Annotated in this window: 12 protein-coding genes and 1 pseudogene; 4 read left to right on the top strand and 9 right to left on the bottom strand. The window is 72.1% G+C overall.

Annotation, left to right across the window (positions count from 1 at the left end):
• Window positions 1-144 precede the first annotated feature (144 nt).
• Window positions 145-1,953: an ABC-F family ATP-binding cassette domain-containing protein gene (locus OG622_RS29520; protein ID WP_371579654.1), complete on the bottom strand. Its 1,809-nt coding sequence runs from the start codon at window positions 1,951-1,953 to the stop codon at window positions 145-147.
• A gap of 536 nt (window positions 1,954-2,489) precedes the next feature.
• Entirely contained in the window at window positions 2,490-3,095 is a 606-nt protein-coding gene (locus tag OG622_RS29515) for a DUF2269 family protein (protein ID WP_371579653.1), read from the bottom strand.
• 266 nt (window positions 3,096-3,361) lie between these two features.
• Here OG622_RS29515 and OG622_RS29510 point away from each other — a divergent pair.
• Window positions 3,362-3,412, top strand: a pseudogene (locus OG622_RS29510) (hypothetical protein); the annotation flags it as partial.
• Window positions 3,413-3,589: 177 nt separating this feature from the next.
• On the opposite strand, the gene OG622_RS29505 reads toward OG622_RS29510, so the two are convergent.
• The 7 genes from OG622_RS29505 to rsmI all read right to left on the bottom strand — a co-directional run bounded on the left by OG622_RS29505 (window position 3,590) and on the right by rsmI (window position 11,391).
• Window positions 3,590-4,978, bottom strand: coding sequence for an acyltransferase (locus tag OG622_RS29505; protein WP_371579652.1), 1,389 nt, complete (start codon window positions 4,976-4,978; stop codon window positions 3,590-3,592).
• Between the two features lie 67 nt (window positions 4,979-5,045).
• On the bottom strand, window positions 5,046-5,960 hold the full coding sequence (locus tag OG622_RS29500; RefSeq protein WP_371579651.1) for a 4-(cytidine 5'-diphospho)-2-C-methyl-D-erythritol kinase: 915 nt from the start codon (window positions 5,958-5,960) through the stop codon (window positions 5,046-5,048).
• The gene (gene rsmA, locus OG622_RS29495; RefSeq protein WP_371579650.1) at window positions 5,957-6,907 is read right to left on the bottom strand and encodes a 16S rRNA (adenine(1518)-N(6)/adenine(1519)-N(6))-dimethyltransferase RsmA; all 951 of its coding nucleotides are present in this window, start codon (window positions 6,905-6,907) and stop codon (window positions 5,957-5,959) included. Before rsmA ends, OG622_RS29500 begins: the two co-directional genes overlap by 4 nt.
• A 328-nt stretch (window positions 6,908-7,235) precedes the next feature.
• Window positions 7,236-8,654, bottom strand: a complete 1,419-nt coding sequence (locus OG622_RS29490; RefSeq protein ID WP_371579649.1) for a ubiquitin-like domain-containing protein — start codon at window positions 8,652-8,654, stop codon at window positions 7,236-7,238.
• Between the two features lie 155 nt (window positions 8,655-8,809).
• Window positions 8,810-9,712 carry a TatD family hydrolase gene (locus OG622_RS29485; protein ID WP_371579648.1) on the bottom strand — a complete coding sequence of 301 codons (903 nt, stop codon included), beginning with the start codon at window positions 9,710-9,712 and terminating at the stop codon, window positions 8,810-8,812.
• A gap of 79 nt (window positions 9,713-9,791) precedes the next feature.
• Window positions 9,792-10,202, bottom strand: coding sequence for a hypothetical protein (locus OG622_RS29480; protein ID WP_371579647.1), 411 nt, complete (start codon window positions 10,200-10,202; stop codon window positions 9,792-9,794).
• Window positions 10,203-10,542: 340 nt separating this feature from the next.
• Window positions 10,543-11,391 (bottom strand): 16S rRNA (cytidine(1402)-2'-O)-methyltransferase, encoded by an 849-nt coding sequence (gene rsmI, locus OG622_RS29475; protein WP_371579646.1) that lies wholly within the window; start codon window positions 11,389-11,391, stop codon window positions 10,543-10,545.
• A 202-nt stretch (window positions 11,392-11,593) separates the two neighbouring features.
• Between rsmI and OG622_RS29470 the strand changes: the two genes are divergently transcribed.
• From OG622_RS29470 to OG622_RS29460, 3 genes are all read left to right on the top strand, one after another.
• Window positions 11,594-13,333 carry a dolichyl-phosphate-mannose--protein mannosyltransferase gene (locus OG622_RS29470; protein WP_371579645.1) on the top strand — a complete coding sequence of 580 codons (1,740 nt, stop codon included), beginning with the start codon at window positions 11,594-11,596 and terminating at the stop codon, window positions 13,331-13,333.
• 152 nt (window positions 13,334-13,485) lie between these two features.
• Window positions 13,486-15,120, top strand: a complete 1,635-nt coding sequence (locus OG622_RS29465) for a penicillin-binding transpeptidase domain-containing protein (RefSeq protein WP_371579644.1) — start codon at window positions 13,486-13,488, stop codon at window positions 15,118-15,120.
• Window positions 15,121-15,420: 300 nt separating this feature from the next.
• A complete protein-coding gene (locus OG622_RS29460; protein ID WP_371579643.1) occupies window positions 15,421-17,175 on the top strand; it encodes a penicillin-binding transpeptidase domain-containing protein in 1,755 nt (584 codons plus the stop codon).
• The last annotated feature ends 13 nt before the right edge of the window (window positions 17,176-17,188 follow it).

Raw genomic sequence — 17,188 nt, 5'->3', positions numbered from 1 at the left:
CGATGTGAAGGCGGGGGGACTGATGAGCACCGGCCGATCGCAGCGCCCTGACGGGGCGCGGGGAACGGCGCGATCAGCCACGAACACCCGCGCCCAGCATCGAACATCAGCCCTGACGGCACTCCCCCGCACCTGGCGGAGCGCTCACGCGTCCTCGGCAAGTTCCAGCCAGCGCATCTCCAGCTCTTCCTTCTCCCCGAGCAACGCCCGCAACTCGGCGTCCAGCTCCCCCACCTTCGCGAAGTTCGTCGCGTTCTCGGCGATCCGCGCGTGCAACTTCGCCTCCTTCTCGGAGACCTTGTCCAACTGCCGCTCGATCTTCTGCAGTTCCTTCTTCGCGGCACGGGAGTCGGCGGCGGAGACGGCCTTCTCCGAGGCGGCCTTCACGGCGACGGGCGAGGCCGCGGCGGCGGCCTCCTCCATCTTGTGACGCCGCTCGATGTACTCGTCGATCCCCCGCGGCAGCATCCGCAGCGCCGCGTCGCCGAGCAGCGCGAACACCTTGTCGGTCGTGCGCTCGACGAAGAACCGGTCGTGGGAGATCACGATCATCGACCCGGGCCACCCGTCGAGCAGGTCCTCCAACTGCGTGAGGGTCTCGATGTCGAGGTCGTTCGTCGGCTCGTCGAGGAAGAGGACGTTGGGCTCGTCCATCAGCAGCCGCAGAATCTGGAGCCGCCGCCGCTCACCACCGCTGAGGTCGCCCACCGGTGTCCACTGCTTCTCCTTGTTGAACCCGAAGGTCTCGCAGAGCTGGCCCGCCGTCATCTCGCGGCCCTTGCCGAGGTCGACGCGGTCGCGGATCTGCTGCACGGCCTGGAGCACCCGCAGATCCGGGTCCAGTTCGGCGACCTCCTGCGAGAGGTACGCGAGCTTGACCGTCCTGCCGGTGACGACCCGGCCGGCGGCCGGCTGCTTCTCGCCCTCGCTGCGCGCGGCATCGGCCATGGCCCGCAGCAGGGAGGTCTTGCCTGCGCCGTTGACGCCGACGAGACCGATGCGGTCGCCCGGTCCGAGCTGCCACGTCAGATGCTTCAGCAGCACCTTCGGCCCGGCCTGCACGGTGACGTCCTTCAGGTCGAACACGGTCTTGCCCAGCCGGGACGACGCGAACTTCATCAGCTCGCTCGTGTCACGCGGCGGCGGCACGTCCGCGATCAGCTCGTTCGCCGCCTCGACCCGGAACCGCGGCTTCGACGTACGGGCCGGGGCTCCGCGCCGCAGCCACGCCAGCTCCTTGCGGACCAGGTTCTGCCGCTTGGTCTCCTCGGTGGCGGCGATGCGCTCGCGCTCGGCACGGGCGAAGACGTAGTCGGAGTACCCGCCCTCGTACTCGAAGACCGAGCCCTTCTGCACGTCCCACATCCGCGTGCACACCTGGTCCAGGAACCACCGGTCGTGGGTGACGCAGACGAGCGCGGAGCGCCGCTGCCGCAGGTGGTCGGCGAGCCAGGAGATGCCCTCGACGTCCAGGTGGTTGGTGGGCTCGTCGAGGACGATCAGGTCCTGCTCCTCGATGAGCAGCTTGGCGAGCGCGATGCGTCGCCGCTCGCCGCCGGAGAGGGGTGCGATGACGGTGTCGAGCCCCTGCGGGAAGCCGGGCAGGTCGAGTCCGCCGAACAGTCCGGTGAGTACGTCCCGGATCTTGGCGTTGCCCGCCCACTCGTGGTCCGCCATGTCCCGGATGACCTCGTGCCGGACGGTGGCGGCGGGGTCGAGGGAGTCGTGCTGGGTGAGCACCCCGGCGTGCAGGCCGCCGGAGTGGGTGACCCGGCCCGTGTCGGCCTCCTCCAGCTTGGCGAGCATCCGGATCAGGGTCGTCTTGCCGTCCCCGTTCCGCCCCACGACGCCGATCCGGTCCCCTTCGGAGACGCCGAGCGAGACCCCGTCGAGCAGGGCGCGGGTGCCGTACACCTTGCTGACGTTCTCGACATTGACCAGATTGACGGCCATTACTCTCCTGCCACGGGGACGATCGACCCTCCAGAGTAGTCCGCGGGGCGCGGGGGGCGTGACGGGCGGCGGGGCCGGGGGCCGGGGGGCACCGTGAGCGGGGGCTGAGCCCAGGGGCCGGGGCTCGGGGGAGGCCGTGCGCGGGGGCTCGGCCCAGAGGCCAGGGCTGGGGGGAGGCCGTGCGCAGGGGCGCCGGGCCCAGGCGGCCAGAACTCGGGAAAGGCCATGCGCGGGCGCCGGGCCCAGGAGCCAGGGCCCGGGAGAGGCCGTGCGCAGGGGCCCGGCCCAGAGGCCAGGGCTCGGGAGAAGCCATGCGCAGGGGCCCGGCCCAGAGGCCAGGGCTCGGGAGAAGCCATGCGCAGGGGCCCGGCCCAGAGGCCAGGGCTCGGGAGAAGCCATGCGCAGGGGCCCGGCCCAGAGGCCAGGGCTCGGGAGAAGCCATGCGCAGGGGCCCGGCCCAGAGGCCAGGGCTCGGGAGAAGCCATGCGCAGGGGCCAAGGCCCGAGGGCTGAGCCCAGGCGCCGGGGCGGAAGGTTTCACTCGGTGACGGTGACGCCCTCGCTCGTACGGTCGGGGACGCTGTCGCCCGCGCGGCCCGGACCGGCGGTGGCGCGGGGCGCACGCCCCGCGCCGGGCCGCTCGCCGCGGGCGGCGGTGCGCAGGCGGCGACCGCGCCTGGTGAGCCCCCAGGGCTTCAGCACCGAGATCACGGTCATGAAGACATACGCGGACAGCGAGACGACCGGCCCGAAGAGGACATCCCCCGCGTCCGGCAGCGGTCCGCCCGCGGCGACGGCGCTGACCGCCGCGTTCACGCCGGGGCGCAGGGCGAGCACCGTGGCGGTGAGTGTGGCCAGGGTCAGCCAGAACTTCGTGTAGACCCAGCGGTGCCGGGCCAGCCCCCACGGGGTGCCCAGCGACAGGACCAGCCCGCTCAGGAACGTCAGGAGTCCGACCGGGATCAGCAGCCAGTCCGCGAACAGCTTCATGGTCCGAACGGACGCCTCGACCGTCACCGCGGACCCGGTGGTGCCCGCGGTGACCCCGAGTGCCAGCAGCCCGAGCGTGAGCCCGAGCCAGCAGGCGGAGGCGGCCACATGGACGACGAGGAGGGCCCGGCGCACGGGACGGCTTGTCTTCATGTCCACCACGGTGCCGGGCGGGGGCGCCGGGGTCGTCTGCCCGCGGGAGTATCCGGGAGTACTGGGCTCGGCGTACGGGGGTCCTGGTCGCCGGTGGCCGTGCGTACGGATCAGGCCGCGGGTGGGTGAGGGCCGATCGCGCGAGCACCCACACACGGCCCGCCCCGCCGGACCACCCGCACCCCGAGCCATCAGGCGCCCGGCCAAGCGGCCCTACCCGGTCGTAGGGACTCCCTTCGGGCACCGCGACCTACTCCGGTACGTCGATGGCGTCCCCGCACGTCGCCGGCGCGGCCGCCGTCCACCTCGGCGAGAACCCGAGCGCCTCGCCCTCGGCGGTCACCACGGCCCTGACCTCGGCGGCCTCCGCCTCCACCCTCACCGGCACCGGCAGCCCCGACCTGCTGCTCCAGGTCACGCCCAGCGGCGAGGACGACGGCGGGGACGGCGGCGAGGACGACGGTGGCGACACCGGTACGCCTTCGAGTCACCGCTCACCCGTGCCGGACATCCGCCGAGAGCCCGCGGCCCGCCCGCTCCACCAGCAGCCACCCGACGAGGGTCATCGCCACCGCCACGGGCGCGCTCACCTGAACGGCGATCAACAGAGCCGTACGCCCCTCGAACAGCCCGCCGAACCCGACCATCGACAGCCCCAGCACCCCGAAGAGACAGAGCACGACACCGACGGTGGCGGCCGGTCCGGAGTACGCCGTCGACCCGCGCGAACTCCCTGGCGGGCGCGGGGTGGTGGAACGTGCGGCAGGTCGCTCGAAGCTCCGGAAGGCGGCGATGAGGACCGCCGTGAGGACGACCGCCGCGGCGATGCGCGGGGGCAGTTGGGCCCACCAGGCACCCGACGCGGGCGCGGGCAGGTCGACGCCGAGGGCGAGCAGGACGCCGTACACCCCGAGCATGGCCGAAAGGTGCCACAGGAACGCGGTCATCGAGATGCCGTTGGCCGCCACGACCGCCCGCCACACCTTCGGCCGCTCCAGCCACCGCCCGACCGGCCCGCGCAGCCACTCCACCGCGCCGACCAGCCACAGCCCGTGGCACAGCAGCGCGAAGGTCGGCGGCGCCATGTTCGACACCTTCTCGCCCGGCATCCCGACCATCGACAGCGGATACGGCCCGTACGCCACCAGCAGCGCGGCCCCCGCGAGCCCGGCCCCGGCAAGCAGGTACGGCCGCGTCAACCGCCCGTCGGCGCGCAGGAATCCGAGCTGGTGGATCGCGAGCCACACGAAGGCGAAGTTGAGGAACTCGACGAAGGGGACGTCGAGCGCGAAGCGCAGTACGTCGACGAGCGCGGCAGCCGCCACGAGCCCGCCGAACGCGCCCCACCCCCATCGCTCGTGCAGCTTGAGCAGCGGCGGAGTGAAGGCGACCATCGCGAGATAGATCCCGATGAACCACAGCGGCTGCGCGACCAGTCGCAGCGCCACGTCGAGCAGTCCCCCTCCCTCGCCCACGAGTTGGAGGAGGACGGCGGCGGCGCCCCACACCCCTATGAACACCATGGTGGGCCGCAGCAGCCGCTGGAGGCGGGCACGGAGGAAGGCCGGGTAGACGGAAGCCCCCTCGCCGGTGCTCTTTCGGCTGAGCGAGCGGTAGGAGAGGGCGTGCGAGAAGCCGCCGACGAAGAAGAACACCGGCATGATCTGCAGGGCCCAGGTGAGGATCTGCAGCCGCGGCTCGACGGCGAGGAGGTTGCCCACCTCGACCTGGCCGTTGCCCCCGGCACCGGTCGTGACCGCCGCCATCAGCCAGTGGCCGAGGACGACCGTGCCGAGGGAGGCGACGCGCAGGAGGTCGACGTACCGATCGCGGGTGGACGGGGTGACGGCGGCGAGCTCGCTCGCACTCACGCTTGCACTCATGGGAGTACGGTCGCGCCGGCGCCCGGGTGGGCGTCAGCGCTCACGTACTCAACTCACCTCTGAGTACCTACGGTTGGGCTGCCGGGATCACGGTCGCCCCCGGCGCGGGTGAGACGGCCACGCGCGCCGCCCGGCACGTACCGGACGCGCGCAGCCCCTCGGCGATGGTGCGGGCCGAGTCGGCGTCCCGGGCGAGGAAGGCCGTGGTCGGGCCCGACCCGGAGACGAGCGCGGCGAGCGCGCCGGCCGCGAGGCCCTCGGCGAGGGTGTCGGTCAGCTTCGGGAAGAGTGAGAGGGCGGCGGGCTGGAGGCCGTTGGAGCCCGGCAGGAAGGCCGCGAGCGCGTCGACGTCCCCCTTGGCGAGGGCGTCCAGCAGCACCTGGGAGGCGACGGGCTCGGGGACGACGTCGTGCGCGTGAAGCCGGTCGAACTCACGGTAGACAGCGGGGGTGGAGAGGCCGCCGTCGGCGACCGCGAAGACCCAGTGGAACGGGCCGCCCACGTCGAGGGGCCGAAGCTGTTCGCCCCTCCCGGTCCCGAGGGCCGCCCCGCCCACCAGAGCGAACGGCACATCGCTGCCCAACTCCGCGCAGATGTCGAGGAGTTCGTCGCGCGAGGCGTTCGTGCCCCATAGCGTGTCGCAGGCCAGGAGCGCGCCGGCCGCGTCCGCGCTGCCGCCGGCCATGCCGCCCGCGACGGGGATGTCCTTGGCGATGTGCAGGTGTACGGCGGCCTCGACGCCGTGGCGTTCCGCCAGCGCGAGCGCGGCCCGCGCGGCGAGGTTCGTACGGTCCAGGGGGACCTGGTCGGCGCCGGGGCCCTCACAGGTGACGGTCAGCTCGTCGGCGGGGGTGGCGGTGACCTCGTCGTACAGCCCGACGGCGAGGAAGACGTTGGCCAGGCCGTGGAAGCCGTCGGGCCGGGCACCGCCGACCGCGAGCTGCACATTGACCTTGGCGGGGACGCGAACGGTGACGCTCACGACTGAGTGGGCTCCTCGGTGTCGGTGTTTCCCGCGACGCGGCTGTCGCTGCCTGCGGAGACGCGGGTGTCGCTGTGGCCTGCGTCCTCGGAGACGCGGTTCTCGGCGATGGCGGCGAACTCCTCGACCGTCAGGGACTCGCCGCGGGCCTGCGGAGAGACTCCGGCGGCCACGAGGGCGGCCTCGGCGGCGGCCGCGGAACCGGCCCACCCGGCGAGGGCGGCCCGCAGCGTCTTGCGCCGCTGGGCGAAGGCCGCGTCGACGACCGCGAACACGTCCCGTCTGGCGGCGGTGGTCTTGATCGGCTCGGTCCGGCGGACGAGCGAGACGAGCCCGCTGTCGACGTTCGGCGCCGGCCAGAAGACGTTCCGCCCGATCGACCCGGCCCGCTTGACCTCCGCGTACCAGTTCGCCTTCACCGACGGCACGCCGTACACCTTCGAGCCCGGCCCGGCGGCGAGCCGGTCGGCGACCTCCGCCTGGACCATCACGAGGGTGCGCTCGATGGTCGGGAAGGTCTCCAGCATGTGCAGCAGCACGGGGACGGCGACGTTGTAGGGCAGGTTCGCGACGAGGGCCGTGGGGGCCGGCCCGGGAAGCTCGGTCACCTGCATCGCGTCCGAGTGCACGAGGGCGAAACGGTCGGCGCGGGTGGGCATGCGGGCGGCGATGGTGGCGGGCAGCGCGGCGGCGAGGACGTCGTCGATCTCGACGACCGTGACCCTGTCCGCCACCTCCAGCAGGGCGAGGGTGAGGGAGCCGAGACCCGGGCCCACCTCGACGACCGTGTCCTGCGGACGGACGTCCGCGGTCCGCACGATCCGGCGGACCGTGTTCGCGTCGATCACGAAGTTCTGGCCGCGCTGTTTGGTGGGGCGCACGCCGAGCGCTGCCGCGAGTTCACGGACGTCGGCGGGGCCCAGTAGGGCGTCGGGGGGGCTGCTCACGGCTCAAGGGTACGGGTCGGGGGCCGCGCCCTGGTTCTTGGGCGCCTCAGGGGTCGGGGGTACGGTTCGTCCGCGAGTGCGGGTGCGTGGGGGCTGGTCGCGCAGTTCCCCGCGCCCCTGAAGAACCGGGCCCCACGGGGCCTGAAAGACCAAGCCCTACGACGGTCCTCGGGGCCTGAGAAGACGACGGTCTGCGGGTCGAGAAGCACGGGGCGCAGCCCCTGCTTTTCAGGGGCGCGGGGAACTGCGCGGGCAACCACGACGCACCCGCACTCGCCGACGCACCGAACCCCCGACCCCTGAGGCGCCCCCACCCCCCGAGGCACCCTCACCCCCGCAGCCGCGCACCGCAATGCGGCCAAGGGCTCGCCCCCCGCTGGACGTACAACTTCTTCGCGCGGAGGGTCTGTTCGCCCGCCGAGGCATCCTGGGGACGACCACTGCCGCCGAGGCTCTGCCAGGTCCGCGTATCGAACTGATACAGCCCCCCGTACGTCCCGGAGGGATCGACCGCGTTCGGCCGCCCCCCGGACTCGCACTCGGCGAGCCCGGACCAGTTCAACCCCTCCGCCCCCGCCGCGGACGTCGGCATCGCCTTCGTCCCGACCTTCACGATCTGGTCCTGCGGCTCACGCACGACCTCCGTGCGGAGCAGCCGCGGCCGCTGCCTGACCCCGTTGACCGTGCGGAGCGCGTACGTGCTCCGGCGCGTGCCCGGATGACCGGCCCGCTCGACGACCTCGGTGCCCCGGAAGAGCGAGGGGTCCTCGGCGCGGAGCACCCGGAACGGGATCGGCACCTCGCGGACCTCCTGGGACCCGGTCACCCGCAGTACGGTCACCGCCTGCCCGTCCCGGGGGAAGCTCGCCCACGCGACCGAGGTGGTGTCCTCCCCGCGCAGGGTGACCCCGGCCTGCTCCACCGCCTCCCCCACGGTCGCCGCGTTCGTCCGGATCGTGCGCGTCCGCCCGTCCGCCATGATCGTGACGGTGCGCTCGGTCCGGACGTCCAGCTCCAGCCCCTCACGCCCGATGCGCCGGGAGCGCGAGGTCGACACGTACGCGCCCTCCGCACGCACCCCGAGCTGCTGGAGTGCCCCGTCCACCGTGCGGGCGGTCGTCCAGACCTTGTGCGGCCGGCCGTCGAGGGTGAGGCCGACGGGCCGCCCGTAGTGCACGGCGACCTCGTCACCGCTGCTCAGCGCGGTGCCGGGGGCGGGTGCGATGACATCGTGGGCGCCGAAGGCGACGCCTTCGTCGGCGAGCAGCTCGGAGACGTCGTCGGCGAAGGTGTGCAGCGTGCGCGGCCGTCCGTCGACGGTCAGCTCGATCGCCTTGTCCTTCGCCACGAACGCGGAGGTCCCGCCCGCGAGGAACGCCACCACCAGCGCCTGCGGCACCAGCCGCCGCAGCGAACCGGGCCTCCCGGCGGCCCGCCTGCGCCGCACGGTGCGCCGGGAGCCACCCCGCCCACCACCCACCGGCACGGCGGGCTCGGGGATCAGCTCTTCCGACACGTCACGGCCGGGCCGGCCCTCACGGGCGGACCGGCCCTGGTATGCGGGCCGGTACGTGTCCGCATAGACCTCGTACGACAGCGTCTCAGCCTCGTACGGCGGTGACTCGGCGTCGTACTGCGGCGGCTCTGCGACGTACTGCGGCGGCTCGGCGTCATACCGCGCCGGCTGCCAACTCGTGTCGTCCGGAGGGCCATAGGTCTCGTACGACGACGACTGCACGTTACTCACGACGACACGCTCCAGAGGGGATCCGGGTCCGGGTCGGGCGACGTGAACCTAGCGGACTCCGATCACCCTCCAAAGCAACGTGGTCACGCAGTGTCGCGACACGGGCCACTGATCATCTTTTTGGGCCCCCCGGACGGCTGACAGAGCGTGACCCTTCAGTAATCGAACGCCCTCGCCGTGTTCGCCGCGAGCGCCGTCGCCAGCGCGTCCTCGTCGATGCCCCGCACCGCGGCCATCGCCCGAACCGTGACCGGAATGAGATATGGCGCGTTGGGCCGTCCGCGGTACGGCGCGGGCGTCAGGAAGGGCGCGTCGGTCTCGACGAGGACGAGTTCGAGGGGCGAGACGGCGAGGGCGTCGCGCAGCGGCTGGGCGTTCTTGAAGGTCATGTTCCCGGCGAAGGACATGAAGTAGCCGTGCTCGGCGCACACGGCGGCCATGTCGGCGTCACCGGAGTAGCAGTGGAAGACGGTCCGCTCGGGCGCGCCCTCCTCCTTCAGGATCCGCAACACGTCGTCGTGGGCGTCGCGGTCGTGGATGACCAGCGCCTTGCCGTGCCGCTTGGCGATCTCGATGTGTGCGCGGAAGGACCGCTCCTGGGCGGCCTTGCCCTCCGGCCCGGTCCGGAAGTAGTCGAGCCCCGTCTCCCCGACCCCCTTGACCTGCTCCAACGCGGCCAGCCGGTCGATCTCCGCGAGCGCGTCGTCGAGCGCGGCGGTGCCGCCGGGCGTACGCGTGCCCTGCCGGGACCAGCCGTCCGGGTCGCCGTGCACGATCCGCGGCGCCTCGTTGGGGTGCAGCGCGACCGTCGCGTGGACCGCCGCGTACCGCTCGGCCGTCTCGGCGGCCCAGCGCGAGCCCTTGATGTCGCAGCCGACCTGGACGACCGTCGTCACCCCCACGGAGGCGGCCTTCGCGAGGCCCTCCTCGACCGTGCCGGACTGCATGTCCAGATGCGTGTGCGAATCCGCGACCGGCACCCGGAGGGGTTCGGGGAGCGGGGGCGCGGCGTTCTTGGCGTTCTTGCCGGACGCGTTGCCGGAGTCGTTCGAAGGCATGCCCCGATCCTACGAATCGCAGGATCGGGGCATGCCCTCCAGGCTCACCGGGGGAGGATCAGCTCGCCTGGCGGTGGGGTCAGCTCGCCCTGCGGTGGAACGGGTGCAGCAGGTCGGACAGGTGCCAGTGGTGGTGCTCCGTGGGCTCCGCCGCGTCCGGCGCCTCCGCGTCCGACGCGTTCGCCGGGCGCGGCTTCGGCACGTGCCGCCGGCGCTCGGCGTCGCGGACCGACGACACCTGGCCCGCCCGCATGATTCGTACGACATGGCCGTCGCAGTTCTGGCACGCGGGCTTCGACAGCGGGGACGGCACGACCTTGTCGTCGGCCACGTACATCACGAAGTCGTGCCCCTGGGCGTCGTTGTGGTGCTCGATCTCGTACGACTGCTCCCAGCCGTGGCCGCAGCGCATGCAGGCGAACGCATACGACTCGTGAACGACGGCGGTGGCGGTGTCCCGCAGGACGGTCCGCTCTGCGATCTCGGTCATTGCCAGCTCCTCTGGTCCGCTGGACGGTGAGGACGAGTACGTCCTCCACCACCCAGTGGACGCCTCGGCGGACCTGAACGGCACCCCACCTGCCGACTGTTGAAGCCGTTTTGGCCCTCCCTTGTGGGAAGGCCGTCCGCGCGAGGGCTGTGCTTTGCTCGGCTTTGCCGAGGCATGGGGCGTGGAGGCTCGTTCAGGGCGCACAGGGGCGTGCGTTGCGCGTCGCGGAGTGCGGGCGCGTCGTGGCTCTCGCGGGCGCGGGGAACCGCGCGAGAAGCCCCGCCGGGCCCGCGCCGGCGAACGCACCCCCGCCCCTACGCCGCCGAACGCCCCGTCACGCCTATGGCGCCGAACGCTTCGCAGCCACCACCGCGTCGAAGACCTCTCTCTTCGGCAACCCCGCCTCAACGGCCACCGCGGCGATCGCCTCCTTGCGCCGCTCCCCCGCCTCTTCCCGCACCCGAACCCGCCGCACCAACTCCGCCGCGTCCAGCTCCTCCGGCCCCTTCTCCGGCGCCCCCTCGACCACGACGGTGATCTCCCCGCGCACACCGGCCGCCGCCCACTCGGCCAACTCCCCGAGAGGGCCCCGCTTGATTTCCTCGTACGTCTTGGTCAGCTCACGGCACACGGCGGCCCGCCGCTGCGCGCCGAAGGCCTCGGCCATCGCCGCGAGCGTCGCGTCCAGGCGGTGGGGCGCCTCGAAGTACACGAGGGTCCGCCGTTCCTCCGCGACCTCACGCAGCCGTCCGAGCCGCTCCCCGGCCTTGCGCGGCAGGAACCCCTCGAAGCAGAACCGGTCGACGGGCAGCCCGGACAGCGCGAGCGCGGTGAGCACGGCCGAGGGCCCCGGTACGGCCGTGACGCGGATGTCCTTCTCCACGGCGGCGGCGACGAGCCGGTACCCGGGGTCGGAGACCGACGGCATCCCCGCGTCCGTGACCAGCAGCACCCGCGCCCCGCCCACCAGCGCCTCGACGAGTTCCGGCGTGCGCGCCGCCTCGTTGCCCTCGAAGTAGGAGACGATCCGCCCGCCCGGCTGCACGCCCAGCGCCTGGGTGAGCCGCCGGAGCCGCCGGGTGTCCTCGGCGGCGACCACGTCCGCACCGGCCAACTCCTGGGCGAGCCGGGGCGGCGCATCCGAAACATCACCGATGGGGGTACCTGCCAACACAAGGATTCCTGTCACCCACCCATCCTCCCAGGGGCGAAACCGCCGAAGGGGCGCGGGACGGTGCCGAAACGCGGCTCCGCCGCGTGGGCGCGCCCGGCCACACGCCACCCGCGGTCGCCCTGCCACGCGCACCCACACCCCGGAAAGCGCCCCACGCCCCACGCCCCACATTCCGTTCCCACGGGACTCCCACAGCGGTGTTCCCTACGATGGCGCGGTGACCAGTACCGCGTCCTCCACGGACACCCGGCAGGACCAGGCCACCGAAGAGCAGCGGCCGTCGTGGCAGCACCGCCTGCGCCGATTCGGCTACGCGGCACCACCGAGAGGCGACGTCCGCACCCGGCTGGTGCCCCCGTACACCCGGCCGAGCCCGCGCGTCCTGGCCGTGCTCGGGCTGCGCGAGGCGGCCGCGGCGCGCCTGGTCCGCTGGTCGGCGTGGGGTGGTCCGCTGCTGGTGACGCTGGTCGCGGGGCTGACGCGGTTCTACAACCTGGGCAGCCCCAAGGCGGTGATATTCGACGAGACGTACTACGCCAAGGACGCGTGGGCGATCGTTCATCGCGGGTACGAGGTCAACTGGGCCAAGAACGCCAACGAGCTGATCCTCCAGAACAACGGGAACGTGCCGATCCCGACGGACGCGGCGTACGTGGTCCACCCACCGGTCGGCAAGTACGTGATCGGTCTGGGCGAGCTGATGTTCGGGTTCGACCCGTTCGGCTGGCGCTTCATGACGGCCCTGCTCGGCACGCTCTCCGTGCTGATGCTCTGCCGGATCGGCCGCCGTATCTTCCGCTCGACGTTCCTCGGCTGCCTGGCGGGCGCGCTGATGGCGGTGGACGGCCTGCACTTCGTGATGAGCCGCACGGCACTGCTCGACCAGGTGCTGATGTTCTTCGTCCTGGCCGCGTTCGGCTGCCTGGTCATCGACCGCGACCGAGCACGCGAACGGCTGGCCGCCGCGCTCCCCCCGGACGGCGACGGGGTCGTGCGCCCCAACTCCCTCATCGCCGAGACGACCCGCCTGGGCCTGCGCCCGTACCGCTTGCTGGCCGGCCTCTGCCTGGGCCTGGCTCTGGGCACCAAGTGGAACGCCCTGTACTTCATGGTGTTCTTCGGGATCATGACGGTGCTCTGGGACTACGCGGCCCGCAAGGTCGCCGGCGCCCGTCAGCCGCTGATCGCGACGCTCCAGCGCGACCTGGGCCTCGCGTTCCTGTCCACGGTCCCGGTCATGATCGTCACCTATCTGGTCTCCTGGACTGGCTGGATCGTCTCCCCGGACGACGGCGCCGGCGGTTACTACCGCGACTGGGCCGCGACCGAGGGCAAGGGCGGCTGGTTCAGCTGGCTGCCGGACTGGCTGCGCAGTCTGTGGCACTACGAGCACGCGGTCTACGAGTTCCACGTCGGCCTGTCGTCCCCGCACACGTACCAGTCGAACCCGTGGAGCTGGATCGTCGCCGGCCGCCCGGTCTCGTACTTCTACGAGTCGCCGTCGCCCGGCAACGACGGCTGCGCCACCGACACCGCCGACAAGTGCGCCCGCGAGGTCCTCGCCATCGGCACGCCTCTTCTGTGGTGGGCCGCCGCGTTCGCGGTTCTCTACGTCCTGTGGCGCTGGTTCTTCCGCCGCGACTGGCGCGCCGGCGCGATCGCCTGCGGCATCGCCGCCGGCTACCTCCCGTGGTTCCTCTACCAGGAACGCACGATCTTCTACTTCTACGCCGTCGTCTTCCTCCCCTTCCTCTGCCTCGCCGTCACCATGATGATCGGCGCCATCCTCGGCCCCCCCGGCGCCCCGGAACGCCGCCGCGTCGCCGGCGCGGCAGGAGCCGGCGTGCTGGTCCTCCTGATCGCCTGGAACTTCATCTACTTCTGGCCCATCTACACGGGCCAGCCCATCCCGATCGACTCGTGGCGGTCGCGGATGTGGCTGGATACCTGGGTGTGATGGCCTGAATCCGGCGTGCCGGGCTCCTGAGGGACTCCTGGGCTAACAATCAGGGCACACACGGGAAGCATTTTTCCCATGCGTTGCTCCGGCGTGTTTACAGTGAGCCTCGGAAAGCGGTTTCTGAACGCGTTCAAAGGGGGAGTCGCGTCATGCGCAAGGGGGTCAAGGTCGCCATAGTCGGCGGAGTTTTCGCGGCGATGGTGGGGGGTGCCGGGTACGGCGGGTACAACTTCGTGACGGCGCTCAACGGGGACGGCGGGAGCGCGGAGAAGCAGACCGGGCCGCCGGGTGCGGACGAGGTCCGGGAGACGACGGAGAAGTTCTTCGCGGCCTGGGAGAAGGGCGACTCGGCCACGGCGTCGTCGTACACGAACGACGCGGTGGACTCGGGCAAGGTCTTCGGCAGCTTCACCGGCACCGCGCGGATCGACGACGTGAGGATCGAGCCGGGCAAGCCCACCGGGACCGGCGGCCGGACCGTCCCGTTCTCCGTCGAGGCGACCGTGTCGTACGAGGGCAAGAGCAAGGAACTGTCGTACAAGAGCCGGCTGACCGTCGTGCGGGGGAAGACCACCGGGCGGGCCCTGGTCGACTGGCAGCCGTCCGTCGTGCACCCCGAGCTGAAGGCAGGCGACACGCTGTTCACCGAGGAGGCGGCGGCGGCGCCCATCGAGGCGGTGGACCGGGACGGCAAGGTGCTGACCAAGGAGAAGTACCCCTCCCTCGGGCCGATCCTCGACACCCTGCGCGAACGCTACGGCGCCGACGCGGGCGGCACCCCCGGCATAGAGCTGGGCATCCACCACACCGCCACGGACGCCGGCGACACCACCCTGCTGACCCTCGCCGAGGGCAAGGCGGGCAGGCTGGAGACCACGATCAGCGCGCGGACGCAGGCGGCGGCCGAGCAGGCGGTCAAGAAGTACGCCGAGTCGTCCGTGGTCGCCCTGCAGCCCAGCACCGGTCAGGTGCTGGCCGTCGCCAACCACCGCAAGGACAGCTTCAACGCGGCCTTCCAGGGTGAACTCCCGCCCGGCTCCACGATGAAGATCGTCACCGCCGCGATGCTCATCGACAACGGCGTGACCTCCATGAACGGCCCCGCCCCCTGCCCCGACACGGCCACCTGGATGAGCCAGACCTTCAAGAACCTGCCGGGCATGAAGGCGGACGAGACGCCGAGCGCCACGCTCGCCAACAGCTTCGAACGGTCCTGCAACACGGCCTTCATCAAGCTGATCGACGAGAAGCCGCTGTCCGACGCGTCGTTGACCGAGGAGGCGCAGGAGCGGTTCGGGATCGGCCGGGACGACTGGAAGACGGGCATCGTCTCCATGGACGGCAAGGTGCCGCCCTCCGGCGGGCCGAACCGGGCCGCCAACGCGATCGGTCAGGGTGACGTCCTGATGAACCCGTTGAACATGGCGTCGGTGACGTCCACGGCGATCACGGGTGCGTTCCGGCAGCCGTATCTGGTCTCACCCGAGCTGGACGACCGGGAGTTGGCCACGGCGAAGGGGCTGTCGCCCGGTACGTCGTCGCAGTTGAAGCAGATGATGCGGCTGACCGCGACGCAGGGCACGGCCGCGACCGTCATGTCCCCGCTCAACGGGGACATCGGGGCGAAGACCGGGTCCGCCGAGATCGACGGGCAGGCCGTGGCGGACAGCTGGTTCACCGGGTTCCGCGGGGATGTGGCCGCGGCGGCGATGTCGGAGGGTGGTGGCCGTGGCGGTGAGGCGGCCGGCCCGATCGTGGTGGATGTGCTCAAAGCCGGGGGGTGAGTTCCCGGTTCGCGCCGTAGGGGTGCGGATCCGTTACGGCGTGCGGGTGGTGTGTGGTTGCTCGCGCGGCTCCCCGCACCCCTGAGAAACACGGCCCCGCGGGCCGAGGAGCACGGGGCGCGGCCCCTGCTTTTCGGGGGCGCGGGGCTGTGTCGACGTGCGGCTCCGCCGCGGCGCGCGACCAGCCCTCACCCGCCCGCCCATATCCCGGCCGAACCCACGGAGTGATCCGCGGGACTCTAGTGTGGTGGTTCTCGTTGAGGGACGAGAGGTAGCCAGGGGCAGCGGAAGGTCGGGAGCGTGGGTAAGAGAAGGCGTGTCGACGAGCGGAAGGCCGCGAAGTCGGGGAGGTCACGGCGGCACCTGGTGCTGGGCGGAGTGGCGGTCGCGGCCCTCGGTGGCGGCGCCGTCGCCGTGTACACGGTGTTCGGCGCCGGCGCGTCGGCCGACGACGGTTCGGGCGGCGCCGAGGCCGTGAAGAGCGGCCCCCTGTCCGCCGGCGAGGTCCGTACGGCCGCGACCGCGTTCCTCACCTCCTGGCAGAAGGGCACCGTCACGAAGGCCGCCGCCGCCACGGACGACTCGGCGGCCGCGAAGACCGCGCTGACCGGATTCGCCAAGGACGCCCACGTGAAGGACGTCACCCTCACCCGCGGCAAGCGCTCGGGCGACAAGGTGCCGTTCACGGTGAAGGGCACGGTCGCCTACAAGGGCACGGAGAAGCCCGTGGCCTACGCGTCCGCCCTCACCGTCGTACGGGCCGAGAAGGACGGCGAACCCGTCGTCGACTGGCAGCCGTCCGTCGTCCACCCCGACCTCGACGAGGGCGACCGCCTGGTGACCGGCGAGGCGGGCACGCCCCCGGTGAAGGCCCTCGACCGGGACGGCGGCGAGCTGACGACGGAGAAGTACCCGTCGCTGGGCTCGGTGCTGGACGGTCTGCGGGAGAAGTACGGCAAGAAGGCGGGCGGCAAGGCGGGCGTCGAGCTGCGGATCGTCCGGGCGGACCCGGCACAGGACGCGTCGGACGGCAGGTCCGGCACCTCCGAGTCCAAGTCGTCCGAGAACTCCACCAAGTCCACCGGGTCCGGCAAGGAGAAGGCCGCCGACAAGACGCTGCTGGAGCTGAACGAGGGCACTCCGGGTGAGTTGAGGACGACGCTCAGCCCGTCGTTGCAGGCCACCGCCGAGGCGAAGGTGGCGGCCACGAAGCGGGCGTCGGTGGTCGTGATGCGCCCCTCGACCGGCGAGATCCTGGCCGCGGCGAACTCCGGCAGCTTCAACGTGGCGTTCCAGGGCTCCCTGGCCCCCGGCTCCACGATGAAGATCGTGTCGTCGGCGCTGCTCCTCGACAAGGGCCTGGCCTCTGCGGGCAAGGTCCACCCGTGCCCCAAGTTCTCGTCGTACGGCGGCTGGAAGTTCCAGAACGACGACAAGTTCGAGATCAAGGGCGGCACCTTCAAGGCGAGCTTCGCCCGCTCCTGCAACACCGCCTTCATCTCCCAGGCGAAGGAGCTGGACGACAACTCCCTGACCCTGGAGGCCCAGCAGGTGTTCGGGCTCGGCCTGAACAACTGGGCCATCGGCGTGTCCAGCTTCGACGGCGCGGTGCCCGTGCAGAGCGCCGCCCCGATGGCGGCCTCGCTGATCGGCCAGGGCGGAGTGCGGATGAACCCGCTGAACATGGCGTCGGTGGTGTCGACGGCCAAAACCGGCGTCTTCAAGCAGCCCTACCTGGTCGCGCCGTCCGTCGACGGCCGCACCCTCGCCACCGCCTCCCGGCCACTGTCCGAGACAGTCCGCTCCCAGCTCCGCGAACTCCTCCAGTACACCGCCGCGGCCGGTACGGCGGCCGAGGCGATGTCGGGCCTCGGCCCCGACTACGGTGCCAAGACCGGCTCCGCCGAGGTCGACGGCCAGAAGGAGCCCAACGGCTGGTTCACCGCCTGGAAGGGCGACCTGGCCTCCGCCGGAGTCGTCCAGGAGGGCGGCCACGGCAGCGAGTCGGCGGGCCCGATCGTGGCGGCGCTCCTGAGGGCGGGCAGCGGGGGCTGAGCCGCGCGCTCGG

This window comes from Streptomyces sp. NBC_01314, assembly GCF_041435215.1.
Lineage (GTDB): Bacteria > Actinomycetota > Actinomycetes > Streptomycetales > Streptomycetaceae > Streptomyces.
Note: the sequence above shows the minus strand (reverse complement) of the source record. Positions and strands in the feature narration are given on the sequence as shown.

What these genes read in the sequence shown, in the direction of transcription:
- OG622_RS29480 (WP_371579647.1), bottom strand. Translation starts at nt 10,202, where the DNA reads ATGACCGAGATCGCAGAGCGGACCGTCCTGCGGGACACCGCCACCGCC.
- OG622_RS29505 (WP_371579652.1), bottom strand. Translation starts at nt 4,978, where the DNA reads ATGAGTGCAAGCGTGAGTGCGAGCGAGCTCGCCGCCGTCACCCCGTCC.
- OG622_RS29485 (WP_371579648.1), bottom strand. Translation starts at nt 9,712, where the DNA reads ATGCCTTCGAACGACTCCGGCAACGCGTCCGGCAAGAACGCCAAGAAC.
- OG622_RS29520 (WP_371579654.1), bottom strand. Translation starts at nt 1,953, where the DNA reads ATGGCCGTCAATCTGGTCAATGTCGAGAACGTCAGCAAGGTGTACGGC.
- OG622_RS29515 (WP_371579653.1), bottom strand. Translation starts at nt 3,095, where the DNA reads ATGAAGACAAGCCGTCCCGTGCGCCGGGCCCTCCTCGTCGTCCATGTG.
- OG622_RS29465 (WP_371579644.1), top strand. Translation starts at nt 13,486, where the DNA reads ATGCGCAAGGGGGTCAAGGTCGCCATAGTCGGCGGAGTTTTCGCGGCG.